Raw genomic sequence first — 15377 nt, forward strand, 5'->3', positions numbered from 1 at the left:
CTTCAATTGCGGGTTTTCCCGGCAGGGACGCAGCAAAATTCAAGGCAGGACGCCCCGCCAGATATTTGACAGCACAGGCCAAACTCGCCTAAACTGTTACGGTACAGGAAGCTCCAGCTAGGGCAGTAGCGTTGCGACCGTCTTTTCCGACGTTAGCGATCGCGAGTGCTCGGCGCGTGAAGAGGCATGCGACGTTTTCTCAGCCATCGGCCCGCTTAAAACCGGTCCGGCTCATCGGCTTCAGAGACATCCAACTCCTCTTCGCCCCCGGCGCGTCGCGGGCGATCCTCGACTGTTTTTTAATCGACGGGAATCCATTATCCCCCCGTCGATCTGTTTTCTTTTTTTTATTTCCATTTTTCCCTTGAAGGAGGTACTGCGATGGAAAGAAAGAGAAAGGTACGAGGCTTTACCCTCGTCGAGCTGCTGGTGGTCATTGCGATCATCGGCGTGCTCGTCGCCCTGCTGCTGCCGGCCGTTCAGGCCGCGCGCGAAGCGGCTCGCCGCAATTCGTGCTTGAACAACATCAAGCAGATTTGTCTCGGTTTGAACAATCACGAAAGCGCGCGGCAGTTCTTCCCGCTCGCGTCGACGGCGCCGTACCTCGGCTCGGGGCAGACGGCGGTGACCGCGATGATTAGCACGGCGAATAACCGCACCACCGGCGCCACGAACGATGGCGATGGTTGGAGCTGGCTGGTGCAGATTCTGCCGTACATGGAACAACAACCGTTGTTCAACCGCATTCGCGATGCGGGCATCGCGGGTGACGGCACGGGCGTCGCCAACAAGCTGATGGCTGGTCCGTTCAATCCGCCGATTGTGATCAATCCGACTGCGACGACATTGAAGTACGCCGTCGAGCAACCGATCGAAGCATTCAAGTGCCCAAGCTTCCCTGGCGCAGATACCGCCAAGCAGTTGTATCCGAATGGTTTCGCCACTAACAAAGCGGCTGTTGGCAATTACGTCGCGGTCGTTTCGACCCATTACAACGCCGACGGCGCGGGTACCGCCGTCGACGCCGGTGTTGTCACCGGCTCGGTCTATGACAGCCGGACCGCGTCGGCCAGCAAGCAACTCGGCGGCAACGGCGCTCTGCCGTTCTGGAATCGGGTGAATGCTCAAGACTTGAACCCCTACACGAAGATCCGCGGTGCCACGCACGCTGGTCTGTCGCGCGACGGAACGTCGAATACGATCATGTTCGCCGAGAGTCGTGAAGAAAACATCACGAGCTGGGCGAGCGGATTGGCTTCGTATGTTGTCGCGACCGATCCGGGCGGGCCAACGAAGGTCAACAAGTGGAATTCAGCTGGCAACGCGACGATCACGGCCGGGCAACCGCTTTACTTGCGGTTCGGCGCGGACACGACCAGCGGCACTGGCACTTCGCTGAACATCGGCCAGAATGTGAAGCGTGCCGGCGGCGACAACGCCACCGATGCCGCTGGTAGCGCTTCGGAAACTCCGAACGGCACCACGAAGACGGCTTACTTCTATCAGAAGCCGTACCAGCATCTCGCTGGTATTCCGCGCGTCTTCGGCCCGTCGAGCGCCCACTCGGGCGACATCGTTCTCCACGGCTTCGGCGACGGTCACGGTACGGCGATCAACGCCAACGTCGACCGCAACGTCTACCTGTGGCAGGTGACTCGCGGCGGCGGCGAAGTGATCCCGACCACCAACTGATAACTATTTTCAGTCGGTGAGCAGTTAACGATCGCCGCGGAGAGGTTCGTTCCTCTCCGCGGCGTTTTTTATGCGCGTCTCCAACATGAACGCAGCCGCCGGTCGACGACCGGCCGAAGCGCCTTTCGAAAAACTCACCACAAAGTCACGATGGTCACGAAGACGCACGAAGGAACAATGTGAATCAGGGAATGCTTAACCCGGGTTACCGCCGCCAATCAATTCTCATTGGCATTGATTTGCGTTCATCGGCGGTTTCACGTTCTGCCTATTTCCTTCGCGTCGTTGGCGGTTAATCTTTTTTGTACTCGCTCCGGCGGGTCGTTGACCCGCGGCTACTGATCAATGCCTGAGCTTCCTGAAGTTGAAACGATGCGTCGCGGCGTCGAGCCGATCGTCGGGGCGACCATTGAGCGGTTCGAACTTCTTCCCTGCCCGCGGAAGCCAATCAGCGTGACGCCCGGTCTGGCCCTCTTCCGCCGCCGCGTCGAAGGCGCCCGCATCGAGCGGACCGGCCGTGCGGGCAAGCGAGTCGTCCTCTGGCTCGACCGCGGCGACGCGATCATTTTCGAACCGCGGATGACGGGGTTGTTGTTGCTCGACGAGCCGCCCGATCCGATCTACAACCGCGTTCGCTTCCATCTGCGCGGCAAGCGGGGCGGCGCCAAGCAACTCACCTACTGGGATCGTCGCGGCCTGGGCCTCATCCGCCTGCTGCACCCCGCAGAGTACGAAGCCGCTTACGGCCTCGATACTCTTGGTCCCGACGCATTGTTGATGACGGCCGAACTCTATCGCGAACGGCTCGGCAATTCGCAGCGGGCGGTCAAAGTTGGCCTACTGGACCAGAAAGCAGTCGCCGGCATCGGCAACCTCTACGCATCGGAGATCCTCCACCTCGCTGGCGTCGGTCCCGAGCGGACCTGCCGCTCGCTTAAACCGAAGCAGTGGGAAGCCATCGCCGCGGCCGCGCTGGAGGTGCTCGAAACGGCGATCCGCTACGAAGGCTCGACCCTTAGCGACGGCACCTATCGCAATGCACTAAGTCAGTCAGGCGGCTACCAGAACGAACATCGCGTTTACGCGAAGGCCGGCAATCCCTGCCCCCGCTGCGTGAGCGTGACGATTGAACGTATCGTCCAAGCCCAACGCTCCACCTTCTACTGCCCGAAGTGCCAAAAGTAGCCGCGGGTCAACGACCCGCCGGAGTGGTGATTGAAAAGTCGCTCATTCAATTTCTAACCACGAAGGCACGACGAGTACTAAGGGGCACGAAGAAAAAAAAACGGCGTCGCTCAACGCTTCCAAAACTTAAAATTCCTTCGTGCGTCGTCGCGGCCATCGTGCCTTTGTGGTTAGCAGTAGCGGTATTCGCTCCGGCCGGTCGTTGACCGGCGGCTACGACGCCGAGACGAGAGCCCGGCCGCGGAAGTTGCGGATCGCTTCGATCATCGCTTCCATCGTCTCGAAGCGATCTTCGGGCCGTTTGGCCATCGCCGTCATCGCGATGTCGGCCAGCGCCGCGGGAATCTGCCGCTGCGGCGCCCGCTCGCGCGGCGGCGCGGGCATCTCGTTGGCGATTTTCTCGAACGTCTCCTGAATCTGCTTCCCGCGCAACGGCTCGGTGAGCGTGAGGATCTCGTACAACACGGCGCCTGCGCTGTAGACGTCGGTTCGTGCATCGATCTCGTCGCTGCCGCCGCGGACTTGCTCCGGCGACATGTAGAGCGGCGTGCCCGGACGCTGGTTGACGTCAGTGAGAATCTGATGCTCCATCATCCGCGAGTCGCTTTCGCTCTCCTCGTCGTTCCAAACTTTGGCAACGCCCCAGTCAAGGAGCACCGCCTCGCCGAACGAACCGACGAGAATATTTTCTGGCTTCACGTCGCGATGGACCACGCCGTGGGCGTGGGCATACGACAAACCATTGCAAACTTGGATTAACACGCCGAGCATCCGCTCCAGGCCGAAGTGCTCGAGCGCTTGGGCGTCGCCATTTGCCTGCCGTTCGATGATGCCGCGAACCGTCTCGCCTTCGACCTTCTTCATCGTGAAATAGAGGCGATCCTCCAGATCGCGTCCCAGGTCGTACACCGGCACCGTCACGGGATGCTGCAACTGCGCGGTAACGCGGGCCTCGCGCAGAAATCGCGACTGCATGTAGGCGTTGTTCGCCAAGTGGGGATGGAGCGTCTTCATCACCACGGTGCGGCCGAGGGTTTTATCGCGGCACGTCCGCAGCTGGGCTGACCCACCGACCGCGAGCGGATGGAAATCGCTGTAGCGGCCAAATCCAGTCGTCTGGAAGCTCGGTAGGTCGGTGTCGGTATCCTTCACGTAGATGTGAGGATACGCATCCTGCTTCGATGCATCGGCAGGCTTCTGGGGACGAAAGTTGGACATGGCGGCGGGCTCGCGTTTTTTGGTGTCGGCGTACCCTAAGTGTAGTGAACCGCCCCCTTAAGGCCAGCAAGCAAGCCCTCGCAACTCCCCCAATCCCCAGCGAGCCGGAGGCTTTATGCCACCGGTCCTATCGGTTCTAATAATCGCATCTCCTCCCCATGCCCCGGAGCCGCGTGATGACTCGCTCTCCTCTCGATCGGCGTGAATTCTTCCAGAAGGCCGGACACTCGGCCCTCGCTCTCGGCGGGGCCGCGTATTTGTCGCCGCTCACGCTTGCCGCGGAAACGCCGCCAGCTAGCCCTCCGCTCCCAGAGTCGCTGGTGAAGCTGCTGTTCGACTCGCTCACGCCCGGCCAGCGCGAACGAATTTGCTTCGCCTGGGATCACCAACATCCTGAGTGGGGGCTGCTGCGGACCCGGGTCTCGGCGAACTGGAACATCACCGACGAGGTGGTCGACAGCAAGTTCTACACGCCCGATCAGCAGGAACTCGTCCACGCCATCTACCGCGGCATCATCGCTCCCGAATGGCACGAGCGTTACGACCAACAGCAAGACGACGACGCCGGCGGCTTCGGCGCCAACAACAGCATCGCGATCTTCGGCACGCCGGGCGAGGGACCGAGCGAGCTTGTCCTCACGGGCCGTCACATGACGCTTCGCTGCGACGTCAATTCGGCCGAGCATGTCGCCTTCGGGGGACCGATTTTCTACGGCCACGATCCGACTGGCACGCAAGAAGACGACGCGAATCACGAAGGGAGCGTCTTCTGGTCGCAAGCTCTCGAGGCCAACTCGCTGTATCAGGCGCTCGACGGCAAGCAGCAACAAATTGCGCTCGTGAAGCACCTGCCGGGCGAATCGCAAGTCGCGTTCCGTGGCGCCAAAGGACAGTTCGACGGCATCCCGGTGACGGAGTTTTCAGCCGACCAGAAAGCTCGCGTGCAGGAAGTGCTTCGCAAGCTGATCGAGCCGTTCCGCCAGCGCGACCGCGACGAAGCGCTCGCGTGCCTCACGGCCCAAGGAGGCCTCGACGCGTGCAGCCTCGCCTTTTACCAGCCAGAGGATATCGGCAACGACAAGGTGTGGGATAACTGGCGGCTTGAGGGACCGTCGTTCGTCTGGCACTTCCGGGGGGCGCCGCACGTGCACACTTGGGTGAACATTGCCGACAACCCGTCAGTGGAGCTGAACGCTTAGCGGGAGGGGGGCGGGGGCCTTTTGCCACTGGCGATTGTCAATTCAGTGGAGAACTTCTAGTGGCAAAAGGCCCCCGACCCCTTACTCCGCACGCCAGCCGGTTGAATCCAAGTCCCCAACGGCCTACGCTGGGTGGTTTGCCGTCACCTTTCCCGCCGTAGCCAGCCGACTATGCCACCCACGCGTCCCGCAGCGCCCCCCAAGCGTCCCGCTGCCGCCGCCTCGCCGCCGGCTTGGCAGAGCATCGCCACGGTGCTGATTATCCTCCACCTCTTCTGCCTGTTGATTGGCGTCGCCATCAACATCGGCGGCGGCAAGTCGCTTGTCGGCCAATCGCTCCGCAACGTCCCCATCGCCCGGCAATACCTGCGGGCGCTCATGATGGATCTGGCGTATGATTTTCACCTGGCCGGCGTCGAGGATGACGACGGCGTTCACCGCCTGCAGCTCGTGAAGGTTGACGCCGCCCCGAACGATCCCAATGCCGTACTCGCAGAGCTTCCCGACGACGACGCCCAGCTTCGCATCCGCCGGCAGCGTTACCAGCAGCTCGCTTACCACGTCGCGTTCTTCGACGATCTGTTTGAAGAGAACAACGACCTCCGCACGAGCCTGCCGCTGCAGGTCGCTGGTCCCTGGGTCGCCGCAAAAGATCTGCCGAAGGAATCGTACCTCCTCCGCTGTGTGAAGATTCCTTCGAAGCGTCTGCCGCGAGCGATCGAAGCCGACATCACCTACGCCTACGTGATGCGCGAAGGCGGGCTCAAGCAACAAGTCGTCGAAAAGCCGCTACCGCCGCCGATCAAGATTTTCATGGTGTGGGATCCGCTCGAAGAACACTACCAAGGGATTCGCGAGGCCGCTCTCGGCCAGCGTTCGCTGGTAACAAAGACTGAGGAGGCGGCGACTCCAGCGTTGCCCAAAATTGATGTGCCGGCGGCATCGCCTGCAACTGGCAACGAATCGGCCTCCGGAGACTGATCGCCTTCGCCCTTCAGGCGGGAAGCAACTTCTCCCGCATGGTTGATTGCTGAAAGCCGACCGCTGACAGCTACCCCAAAAAAATCCCTCCCCTAACCCCTCCCTGCAAGGGAGGGGGATTTCGATATGCAAGCCGTCACCAACTACGTCAACGATCTCAACGCCACCGTCGGCGCCGCGTGGAATCGTTTCTGGTTCACGCCGTCGTCGGCCGCCACGCTGGGATTGATTCGCATCGCCGCCGGACTGCTCGCGTTCTACGCCGTGGCGACGTACGCGCCCGACCTCGAAGTCTGGTTTGGCGAGGGCGGCATGCTGCCGCTCGACATGGTGCAGAACCTCTACCCTGGCCAGTGGTCGCTGCTGTTTTACGTGCCGGCGAACATGCTGTGGCCCGCGTACTACCTGGCCCTCGTCGTCATCGGCCTGTTCACACTCGGCATCGGCGGACGGATTTCGGCCCTCGCCGCGACGGCGGTCGCGTTTAGCTTCTTCGCCCGCGGCCCGCTCGTGACGGGAGAGTTCGAATCGATCCTGTCATTTATTCTCGTTTACCTGTGCATCGGTCAAGCCGACGACATGTTTTCGCTGAAGGCGGTCTGGCGCCGCCACACGACGAACTCGCCGCTGCCCGCACCGCCGTCCGCGTTCAGCACGATTTCGCTACGGCTGATCCAAATTCACATCGCGCTCGCCTGCCTGATGATGGGCTGGGCCCAACTCGCCGCCCCCGAGTCGGCTTGGTGGAGCGGCGAGGGCATTTGGCTCGCCGCCGGCCGCCCGAACATGCCGCTCATCGATCTCAGCGGCCTGGGCGATCACCCGCGATTCGTTGCGGCGTGGAGCCACATCATCACGCTCTATTTGTTGCTGATGCCGTTCGTCGTCTGGCTGCGACTGGCCCGCCCGCTCGTCGTGATCGCCGGCGGCTTCGTCTGGCTGTCATTCGCGCTGGCCAGCGGCTGGGTCCCGTTCGCCGCGGCGATGCTCACCGCAACAGCCGCGTTCGTCGAACCGCAAGAACTCCGCCCAGCGCGCGAACTAGCCCCCACGGCGTAGCCGCCGGTCAACGACCGGCCGGAGCAACGATAGAAAGGGTAGCCCCGGTTGCCGCCCTCAGAGGCTACCGGGGCGGCGCAGCCGCAAGAGGCCGGCTCGTGAGGTGGTGTCTCCCGCGGCTGCGCCGCCCTGGTAGGCGAGTACGCCAACCAGGGCTACCCGCTAGTTAATGATGCTCGCCGCGCGTTTGCCTACTCGCTGTCCGACTCGACCGCGGTCCCCGCTTCCGATGCACTCTCCTCAGCATCTAGAAGCGACTCAAACTCCTCTCCGAACGTCGGCTTGTCACCACCCGCAGTGGCTGGCCCCACCCCTTGTGGCTGAGGATTGAATTCGCCCTCCAAGCTCAGATCCCCCGATGGGCTTGCCCATGCCGCGAGCCCGTCGTCGGGCGCCGCGCCGTTATCGTCGACGCCATTCCCCCCGACGCTGTACAGGGCGTAACCGTCTCCCACAGGGCGATAGACGAACGACTCTTCAGTCGGCGAAAACGGATCGACGACCACTCCTGGTTGCGACGCCAATGCCAGATCGCTCAATTGGTCAGGAAAGCGTCCTTGGCTGCTTTTGAACGTTTCGAGCGCAAGTTCAAGCATCATCAGCCGACACTTCGCAGCTTCTGCAAGCCGAGGCATTCGATAGCTCCCCGGATCGTCCTCCTCGCTCTCAAGCAATTGGCCCAAATGAGCCATCCAGCCCATCGCCCGCTGAGTCCACACTCGGTCTCGTCGCTCCACCTCTTCGATCGGCTCCACATCCGCCAATAGTTCGCCAATGATCTCAACCGTCGCCTCCCGTTGCTGATTGCTTAGTCGATCGCGCAGCTCGTACACGCCGGAAAGCCCAATGCCGATGCACGCGGTTCCGACGAGATCGTCGACAATCAACCCGCCGCGGCGAGAGGCGAAGCCATGGCGTACGCAGTTGAGATACCACCGCAGAGCCTCAGTTTCATCACCCTGCACCTCCGCTAGCCTCCCAGCCGCATCCATCCCCCTGACCATCGACCGGCGCGCTTGAATCGAATCGACATCGAGCGCATCCAAGCTGTGGTAGTCGAGCAGACGCATCACGGGCGACTGCAAAGCAGACTCGCTGCGTTCAATGGGAGCACGGACCTCGCTGACCGCGTCGGCCAATTGCTGCGGCGAGGCAGCGTCGCGGTCAAAACTCCCAGAATCGATGATCAGGTTGTCGCCGAGCATCTCTTGCGCGGCCATCAATTCATCGAAACCGTTCGGACTGGGAAGTACCGCCACGGGGATCGCCTCTGGGGTCGACAGCAACCATAGCGTTCTCAACGCTGGAGTCGCTACCAAGCCGATGCTCGCCGCGAGAATCACGCTCAGACAAACCCTTGCGGTAAGGCTTCTTGGCGCCGTGATCGCCCGAACGGTTGCCAGCCACGCCCCGCGCACGCACAGCACGGCCAGGACGCTTCCAGGAAGAACCCATACCCATTCCGCAATGAATGACGTGGCGTCCCGATCATATGCGAGAACGAAAAGCCCCAAGCCGGCAATTTCATGCACCCACCCTCCCCCAAGCGATGACAAAACAAAGAAATCCAGAAAACCCAACAGAACCCCGAGACCTGCAGCAACGACAATTGCCGCTCCGATCGCAATCACCCGACGGCTACCGTCGAGACAACTGGCCCAAAGGGCCAATGACAGCGACGCCCCGCTGCAAAGCCCAATGGCGATGATGCTCTGCCAGGCGTAGCGATTTAGTTCCGGAGTTCGAGCAGCGACCGCCGCGACGACGCCCAAGATGGTCGTGACCTGCAACATCGACAGCAGCGAGATTCGCCAGCGCGGCGACGATGCAGCGACGGGCAGCGCCGTTGCACGCCACTGCTGCCGCCACCGCTTCAGTTGGACGGCGGCGACGATCACTGCGGCTTGCAGCACCAGCGCAATCAGCGGCTCATAAGCTGGAATCAGCAACAAGGGTGCGAGAAACCCCAAGCAAAGCGACGTCCGCCAAAACCAACCGCGCCGCGACGTCGCCGCCCACAAAGCAAATAGACCATTGGTCGTGAGCGCCGAGAATAACAGTATCGCAAGCGGTGAATTCATGCGACGTATTCTAACCAAGCGCGTCGCAATTCGCACCCGTCCCGCAGCCGCCGGTTAACGACCGGCCGGAGCAAACCAAAAATAGGTTTAAATCCGCTCCGGGACCATTTGCTCACCCGCCATTTAATGGCGAACGCCGAGATCGCCGCTATCAATCGCCTTCGTCGAAGATAGCGTCCAGCCTGAAATCTCCGCGCGGCGACGGAATGCCCTCCTCTTCGTCGACGATCGAGATTCCACCGTCATCAACGCCGTTCAGGCCAACGCTGTAGAGTTCGTACCCTTCATCGCCGAGTCGATAACGCAACGGCCCGCCTGCGAGATCGAATGGATCAGTTGGCGCCGCAGACAGCAAATCTGGCCCAAGCGAATCGAGGCTAGCCGGCAGGCGGCCATGCTCCAGTTGATAGGCACGAATTGCCAGCTCGCACTTCAGCAGTTCAACAGTGGCTCGATATCGCGGTTCGACGGCCGTTCGAACTCGATCCTGGAACCACGTCTCCCCGCCGATATCGGAAAGGATCGTCTGAAGTTGTCCGTAGAGACCGTACGCATGCTGCGTTTGAATCCGATGACGCTCCAGCACCACGGCAATTGGCTCCGCCGCGGCAGCATGGCGGCTCAGAGCGCCAATCAACTCGATGCACTGATCGCGGCTGAGCGCCTGGCGTGCATCCCATAAATCAGATGCGGCGATGCCTTCGAACGCGGCGCCAACAAGGTAATCTATACCGGTTCCGCCCACGCGGCACGCCAGCCCAAGTCGAAACGCCAACTCAATGTTACGCACCGCGTCGTCGACGCGATCCTGAGCGATCGCTGCACGGGTCTTCGCCGAGAATGCTCGCGCGAGTGTTCGACAAGCAGAGTAGTCGTTCGGGGCGAGACCGGTATAGTCCACTGGCGGCTGGCACCCGCGGTTCAAACCTTGTTCAGCAAGCACAAAGTATTCATCGAGCCGATTGAGTTCCGCGACCACCTGATCAACCGGGCTTTCGGATGCGAAGTTGATCAGCCGCACGTTGAGCCCCTTGCCGGCAGCAACTAGGTCGTCGAAACCATTCGTCTGCGGAAGCGCAACCTGCGGAATGTCTGGCGGCGTCATCAGGCGGAAATAGACGTAGGCTGGCAGCGGCGACAAGACAATCGCCCACACAGCAACGCCTCTCCTCAACGAAACGGCCCCGCGACGGCTGCCGCGATTGAAAACATATTGGTTCGCAATCGCTCCCCACCATGCTCCGCAAATCACAGCCATCCAAACCTGCCAGTATTCCGTGAACACGTCAGTCTCAAGGCCGACGTCGAGCACATATTCAAGGACTCCCGGATCGATCTGCTCAAAACCGTACCCGATCAGCCCGGCAACCGGCAACGCTGCAATCAGTCCGAAGACAAACCAGCGCCAACTCAGCGCCGCCCCTCCCGCAAGCAGCGTCATCAAGCCAAAGACAATCCCGCCTATGATTGCAAACGTCCATGGTATGTGATCGATTCCATCTCTAGTCGCGGCAAGCGACGGATACGTCGACGCGAAGCCAGCCAGAATCGGCGTCGTGAGGAGGACGTCCCGAACGGAAAACCGCCAACGAGGGGCGCGAGCGGCGTCTGGCGGCAATTCAGCGGCTCTCCGCCGTCGTCGCGTCTGCCAAGCTTGGAAAGCGACGCTTGGCCCGACGATTGTCAAACTCTGAATCGCAAAGAGCGCCAAAGGAACTTCCGAACGCAATTGCGCCAGCAATGTCCAGAGCACCGTCAATGCGCCCATGCGCCAGAACCAATGGCGCCGGCTGCGCGCTGCCCACAGCGAAACAAGCCCAACGAAACTAACGGCAGTGACCAGCAGCAGAACGAACGTGAGCGCCATGCAGCACATTCTAGCCGCACGCTTCGCGGTCCGCACCCACCTCGCAGCCGTCGGTCAACGACCGGCCGGAGCGAATCACGGAAAAGTAGGCGAAGTTATCCGCAGAGGCGAGCAACGAGACGGGAATAAAGATACCAGCCTCTATTCAGATGCACCGAAAGAAGCTCGCTCACTCCGCCACCACGCCCGCCTCAGGCGCTGGCGGCTTCTCGACCGGCGTCGTTTCCGCAGCAGGCTCGGTCGCCGCGGGCGGAGCCACTGCAGGCTTGGTCTCATCCGCCGGCGTCTCTTCCTCCCCGCCGCGCGACAGCACGAACACCAGCATCACCAGCATCACCAGCGCGACGATCGACAGCACGATCGAAAACGTCCGGACTTGCTGCTTCCGTCGCCGCATTTCGGCACGCCGCGCATCAGAGCCGGTCTGTTCGATGTGCGCCGCAGCCTTTGCGGTCGTCGCGCCGACCGCCGGCATCGGCTCTTCAACGTCGAAGCTTGTTTCAAAGAGGGTCGACGCCGCTGCCGTCGGCGGAGCGTTCGGCGTTGGCCTCGCTTTGAAGTCTCGCAGCGCGTCGCCCCCTGGCTTCCAGTCAGCCCAGCCGTTTCGCCAAACCCAGCTGTCGTTGGCGACGCGCCCCTCGGTCACCCATTGAGCGAACGTTGCATCGTCGGCCGGGCCGAACTGTCCGCCGCTGGCGGGGCGAATGAACCACGTGGCCGCTTCCACCGCTGGCGGCGGCTGAGCGCCCGGCACCGACTTCGCAATCGGCGGCATGGAAGTCGAGGACGTCGCAGCGGGACCAGAGATCGTGGCGGTTGTCCCTTCGGCCGGCCCGTTATCTTCGGGCACGCGCTGGCCGCTGAAACTCGGCACGATGAACTTCACCCCGCACTCGGGGCAAATTCCACGCTTGCCGGCCAGTTCTGCCTTCACATGAAGTTTGTGCCCCGCGGGACACTCAAACCGCACGCCCATGCCGCTTCCTGTTCGCTGCCGAAGCTCGCCGCGAAACATGCCGCGAGCCGTCTCTCCAGTCTATCCCCCGCACGATGGCTGGCCAACCTACGCGCCCATGGCGACGGCCGATCATATCCGCCGGAAAAACCGGCCCAGCCCCACCCGCCGTTAAAAAGCTATAGTGGTACGTCCCGCGCCCCACAGCCGACTTCCTGCAGCCGCGGCTCAACGAGCTGCCGGAGCGAACCGCGTTTGTTTCACCACGAAGGCCATTCGAACGGAGCCGCCAAAAAGCACAGAAGTCACAAAGGAAGCGAGGACGCCACCTCGGCAGTTCTTCTCTTTTTTGCGTTGTTTTGTGCTTCTTTGTGGCCCTAGTGCCTTCGTGGTTAGTATTTCACCGGCCACCTAGAACCGCTCCGGCCGGTCGTTGACCGGCGGCTACTATGTCTATTTTTGAAATGATTCTTCTGGCGATCGTCCAGGGCATCACCGAATTCCTGCCGATCTCCAGCGACGGGCACCTCGCCGTCGTCAACGCGCTGCTGCAGGCGGGCGGCAAGGGTGAAGTCCCCGACCTCCTCGAAACGACGATCGTGCTTCACCTCGGCACGCTCGCGTCGGTCCTCATTTTCTACCGTCGCGAGATCATCCGTCTGCTCACGACGAACCGCCGCGCGATCCTTCCGCTGATCGCCGCCACGATTCCGGCCGGCGTCATTGGCGTCGGCATCGAGAAAGGCCTTCCCGACGAGACGACCAAATGGCTCCTCGAAAGCCCCTTGTTCGCTGGCTTCGGGTTCTTCATTACCGCCGCCGCCCTGTGGTGGCTCGGGCGCACGAAGGAAGGGGAAATTGATTACCCAGACACGCCCACTTGGAAAGCAGTCGTGATTGGCTTCTTTCAAGCCGCCGCGATTCTGCCCGGCGTTTCGCGGAGCGGTCTGACGATTTCGAGCGGCGTCGGACTCGGTTTGCGCCGCGAGGCGGCCGCGACGTTCTCGTTTTTGATGGCAATACCCGTTATCGGCGGCGCCGGACTGCTGAAGATCAAAGACGCGGTCGATAAAGGAACTACGAGCACCCCCATTCCCACGCTCGCCCTTGGCTTCATCGTTTCGATGTTAGTCGGCATCGCCGCCCTTTGGGTTCTTCTGCGAATGCTCCGCCGCGGCCGGCTTGAGCTGTTCGTCTACTACCTGGTGCCGCTCGGCATCGTGGTGACGGGTTGGCAACTGTTGAAATAGTTCAGCCCGAGAACGCCCCCAATCTTCGCGGATGACTAATTTAATTCTGGTCGATTCGCGTGGGTATGCGTTTTTCTTGCGTTGCAGCAACAGTCGCTGGGCTAGCTGATTGAAAGTCGCTAACGTTGCTGCTCACTGGCCAAGTTGCCAGTTTTTGATCGCTTCAACCGGCCGAAAGAGCATTAGCACGTTGAGCAAGAGGCTGTCGCGGATCCAGAGTAGCAGCCCTGCTTCGATGCCGACGAACAGGGCTAACGTCCACCGCCAGCCGATACGGCCGGCTATCGCGAAGCCGATGACGCAAGAGAGCAGGTCGCCGAGCGAGTTGACCACCGAATCGCCCGTGTAGCCGAGCGCCGCAGTCGCTTCGCGATAGCGGTTAATGACGAACTCAGAGTTCTCGACGATTTCCCACAACGCTTCGATCATGGTCGCCGCCACGAGTCGTCCCTGCCACGACCAGCGCGGGACGAGCCACGCGAGCGCCCAGTAGAAAATCAGCCCGTGCTGAAAATGGGTGAAGCTGTACGGGTCGAGCAGATGCTGCGAGGTGTGGCTGCTATTCGCGTCGCCGACCCAGAACAGCAGGCGATTGCATTCGCAGAACCAGACGCGGCCCTCGAGGCGGACCGCAACCACCATCGCCACGGCGACTGCCGCGACGGCGAGCGCTCCCCAGTGGCGGCGGATTAGTGGGTGAGTCATCGCGGACCTGGCCGGGCCGCGCCCGAAGTGGGTTAAGCCGCTGGCTTGCTGGCGACTTGCCGCCACGTCTCGGTGCGTTCCACCGGAGTGCTTCCAGGCTGCGTGGCCGGAGGCGTCGCGACTTCAGCGACGGGCGGAGCGGCATGCAGCTCAAACGCCTGTTCGCGCGCCGCGTCCCGTTCAGCCTTTTCGGTTGGCTCTGCTTCTTCGTGGGCGGCGGGCGCGAATGCGGCGCCTGGCTGATCGTTCGCCGCGAAGACGTCGAACAGCATCGTCAGCAGCTCATAACCTTCGCTGATCGCTGCGTCGAGGTCGAGCTTCGACTCGTTCTGCACATCGCCGCCGCCAGCGTATTGTTTGTCAGCGCGGCGTCGCGACAGCGGGCTTGCATTGTCGGCTGCAGCCGCGGGCGATTCGACGACCTTTTGTTGCTCAACGGCAGCGGCAACAGGCTGCGACTCCTCGATCGTCAGCGGCAAAACGAACCCGGCCCACGGCGACGCGGGTAGCGGCGGCTCCGGTTCGGGAATCGGCATCGGCATCGGCGTCGGATTCGGCGTCGGCTCGTTGGGCGTCGGTTCCTCCGCTTCGTCGACCTCTGCGAACCGCTCGGCGAAATCGTAGCCGGTGAGGTCGTCCCCCGGCATCACGACGATCTGGCTGATGAGATCGTTCGCTTCGCTCCACCCGCCGCTGATGCCAAGCCACTCGGGCCCGTCGTCATAACCGACTGGCTGCGTTTCGCGGATCGCGTAGACGCCTGGTTCGAGCGCGGGGAAGTCGTAGCGTCCCTCGGCGTCGGTTAGCGTCTCGGCCACGACGCGACCGTCGTCGGCGAGGAGTTCGATCCGCACGCCACTGATGCCGGCGTCGCCGGCGACCGGTTGGCTATTGGCTGCGGAGACGGCGACCACTCGACCGGCAATGCTGCCGGGAAGGAACAGGTCGCCATCGGGGAACAACACGGACTCGGCGGGTTGCTGCAGCGGCGGCGCCAAATCGACGGCCATCAGCAGCCGCGATTCCATACGCTCCACGCAGCAGACGCGGCGACACGCTGGCGTAGAGGGTGGCATAGCGGAGGCAGGCGGCGGGAAGGGGCGGGCGACTGCGGATCGAACGCCGACCAGCGCGCGGAGGCGTACCTCGGCGCGGGAGCGCGGCGTCTGCCGGATCCTCATCGGA

Annotated in this window: 12 protein-coding genes; 6 read left to right on the forward strand and 6 right to left on the reverse strand. The window is 62.2% G+C overall.

Going from position 1 to position 15377, the window contains the following annotated elements:
- Positions 1-381: 381 nt before the first annotated feature.
- Positions 382-1692 (forward strand): DUF1559 domain-containing protein, encoded by a 1311-nt coding sequence (locus tag ACQY7R_RS28130; RefSeq protein WP_428308844.1) that lies wholly within the window; start codon positions 382-384, stop codon positions 1690-1692.
- A 345-nt stretch (positions 1693-2037) separates the two neighbouring features.
- Entirely contained in the window at positions 2038-2877 is an 840-nt protein-coding gene (gene mutM / locus ACQY7R_RS28135) for a DNA-formamidopyrimidine glycosylase (protein ID WP_428308845.1), read from the forward strand.
- Between the two features lie 213 nt (positions 2878-3090).
- On the opposite strand, the gene ACQY7R_RS28140 is transcribed toward mutM, so the two are convergent.
- Positions 3091-4095: a serine/threonine protein kinase gene (locus ACQY7R_RS28140; protein ID WP_428308846.1), complete on the reverse strand. Its 1005-nt coding sequence runs from the start codon at positions 4093-4095 to the stop codon at positions 3091-3093.
- Between the two features lie 176 nt (positions 4096-4271).
- Between ACQY7R_RS28140 and ACQY7R_RS28145 the strand changes: the two genes are divergently transcribed.
- From ACQY7R_RS28145 to ACQY7R_RS28155, 3 genes are all read left to right on the forward strand, one after another.
- Complete coding sequence (locus ACQY7R_RS28145) at positions 4272-5294, forward strand: DUF3500 domain-containing protein (RefSeq protein WP_428308847.1); 1023 nt, start codon at positions 4272-4274, stop codon at positions 5292-5294.
- 171 nt (positions 5295-5465) lie between these two features.
- Complete coding sequence (locus ACQY7R_RS28150; RefSeq protein WP_428308848.1) at positions 5466-6275, forward strand: hypothetical protein; 810 nt, start codon at positions 5466-5468, stop codon at positions 6273-6275.
- 126 nt (positions 6276-6401) lie between these two features.
- Entirely contained in the window at positions 6402-7334 is a 933-nt protein-coding gene (locus tag ACQY7R_RS28155) for a hypothetical protein (RefSeq protein WP_428308849.1), read from the forward strand.
- Between the two features lie 191 nt (positions 7335-7525).
- Here ACQY7R_RS28155 and ACQY7R_RS28160 read toward each other — a convergent pair whose 3' ends face one another.
- The 3 genes from ACQY7R_RS28160 to ACQY7R_RS28170 form a co-directional block, all read right to left on the reverse strand.
- Entirely contained in the window at positions 7526-9415 is a 1890-nt protein-coding gene (locus ACQY7R_RS28160; RefSeq protein ID WP_428308850.1) for a hypothetical protein, read from the reverse strand.
- 151 nt (positions 9416-9566) lie between these two features.
- Positions 9567-11282, reverse strand: a complete 1716-nt coding sequence (locus tag ACQY7R_RS28165; RefSeq protein WP_428308851.1) for a hypothetical protein — start codon at positions 11280-11282, stop codon at positions 9567-9569.
- A 169-nt stretch (positions 11283-11451) separates the two neighbouring features.
- Positions 11452-12297 carry a DUF4339 domain-containing protein gene (locus ACQY7R_RS28170; protein ID WP_428308852.1) on the reverse strand — a complete coding sequence of 282 codons (846 nt, stop codon included), beginning with the start codon at positions 12295-12297 and terminating at the stop codon, positions 11452-11454.
- A gap of 389 nt (positions 12298-12686) precedes the next feature.
- On the opposite strand from ACQY7R_RS28170, the gene ACQY7R_RS28175 reads away from it, so the two are divergent.
- On the forward strand, positions 12687-13487 hold the full coding sequence (locus tag ACQY7R_RS28175) for an undecaprenyl-diphosphate phosphatase (protein WP_428308853.1): 801 nt from the start codon (positions 12687-12689) through the stop codon (positions 13485-13487).
- A 132-nt stretch (positions 13488-13619) separates the two neighbouring features.
- Here the strand turns inward: ACQY7R_RS28175 and ACQY7R_RS28180 are convergent, their stop codons facing one another.
- Both ACQY7R_RS28180 and ACQY7R_RS28185 read right to left on the reverse strand, forming a co-directional pair.
- Positions 13620-14192 (reverse strand): DUF2585 family protein, encoded by a 573-nt coding sequence (locus ACQY7R_RS28180; RefSeq protein ID WP_428308854.1) that lies wholly within the window; start codon positions 14190-14192, stop codon positions 13620-13622.
- Positions 14193-14224: 32 nt separating this feature from the next.
- Positions 14225-15268: an SdrD B-like domain-containing protein gene (locus ACQY7R_RS28185; RefSeq protein WP_428308855.1), complete on the reverse strand. Its 1044-nt coding sequence runs from the start codon at positions 15266-15268 to the stop codon at positions 14225-14227.
- Positions 15269-15377 lie beyond the last annotated feature (109 nt).

The sequence above is a fragment of the Lacipirellula sp. genome, assembly GCF_965279485.1.
Classification (GTDB): Bacteria; Planctomycetota; Planctomycetia; order Pirellulales; family Lacipirellulaceae; genus Lacipirellula.

Coding starts and splice junctions, on each gene's coding strand:
- ACQY7R_RS28130 (WP_428308844.1), top strand. CDS start 382: ATGGAAAGAAAGAGAAAGGTACGAGGCTTTACCCTCGTCGAGCTGCTG.
- mutM (WP_428308845.1), top strand. CDS start 2,038: ATGCCTGAGCTTCCTGAAGTTGAAACGATGCGTCGCGGCGTCGAGCCG.
- ACQY7R_RS28140 (WP_428308846.1), bottom strand. CDS start 4,095: ATGTCCAACTTTCGTCCCCAGAAGCCTGCCGATGCATCGAAGCAGGAT.
- ACQY7R_RS28145 (WP_428308847.1), top strand. CDS start 4,272: ATGACTCGCTCTCCTCTCGATCGGCGTGAATTCTTCCAGAAGGCCGGA.
- ACQY7R_RS28150 (WP_428308848.1), top strand. CDS start 5,466: ATGCCACCCACGCGTCCCGCAGCGCCCCCCAAGCGTCCCGCTGCCGCC.
- ACQY7R_RS28155 (WP_428308849.1), top strand. CDS start 6,402: ATGCAAGCCGTCACCAACTACGTCAACGATCTCAACGCCACCGTCGGC.
- ACQY7R_RS28160 (WP_428308850.1), bottom strand. CDS start 9,415: ATGAATTCACCGCTTGCGATACTGTTATTCTCGGCGCTCACGACCAAT.
- ACQY7R_RS28165 (WP_428308851.1), bottom strand. CDS start 11,282: ATGGCGCTCACGTTCGTTCTGCTGCTGGTCACTGCCGTTAGTTTCGTT.
- ACQY7R_RS28170 (WP_428308852.1), bottom strand. CDS start 12,297: ATGTTTCGCGGCGAGCTTCGGCAGCGAACAGGAAGCGGCATGGGCGTG.
- ACQY7R_RS28175 (WP_428308853.1), top strand. CDS start 12,687: ATGTCTATTTTTGAAATGATTCTTCTGGCGATCGTCCAGGGCATCACC.
- ACQY7R_RS28180 (WP_428308854.1), bottom strand. CDS start 14,192: ATGACTCACCCACTAATCCGCCGCCACTGGGGAGCGCTCGCCGTCGCG.
- ACQY7R_RS28185 (WP_428308855.1), bottom strand. CDS start 15,268: ATGCCACCCTCTACGCCAGCGTGTCGCCGCGTCTGCTGCGTGGAGCGT.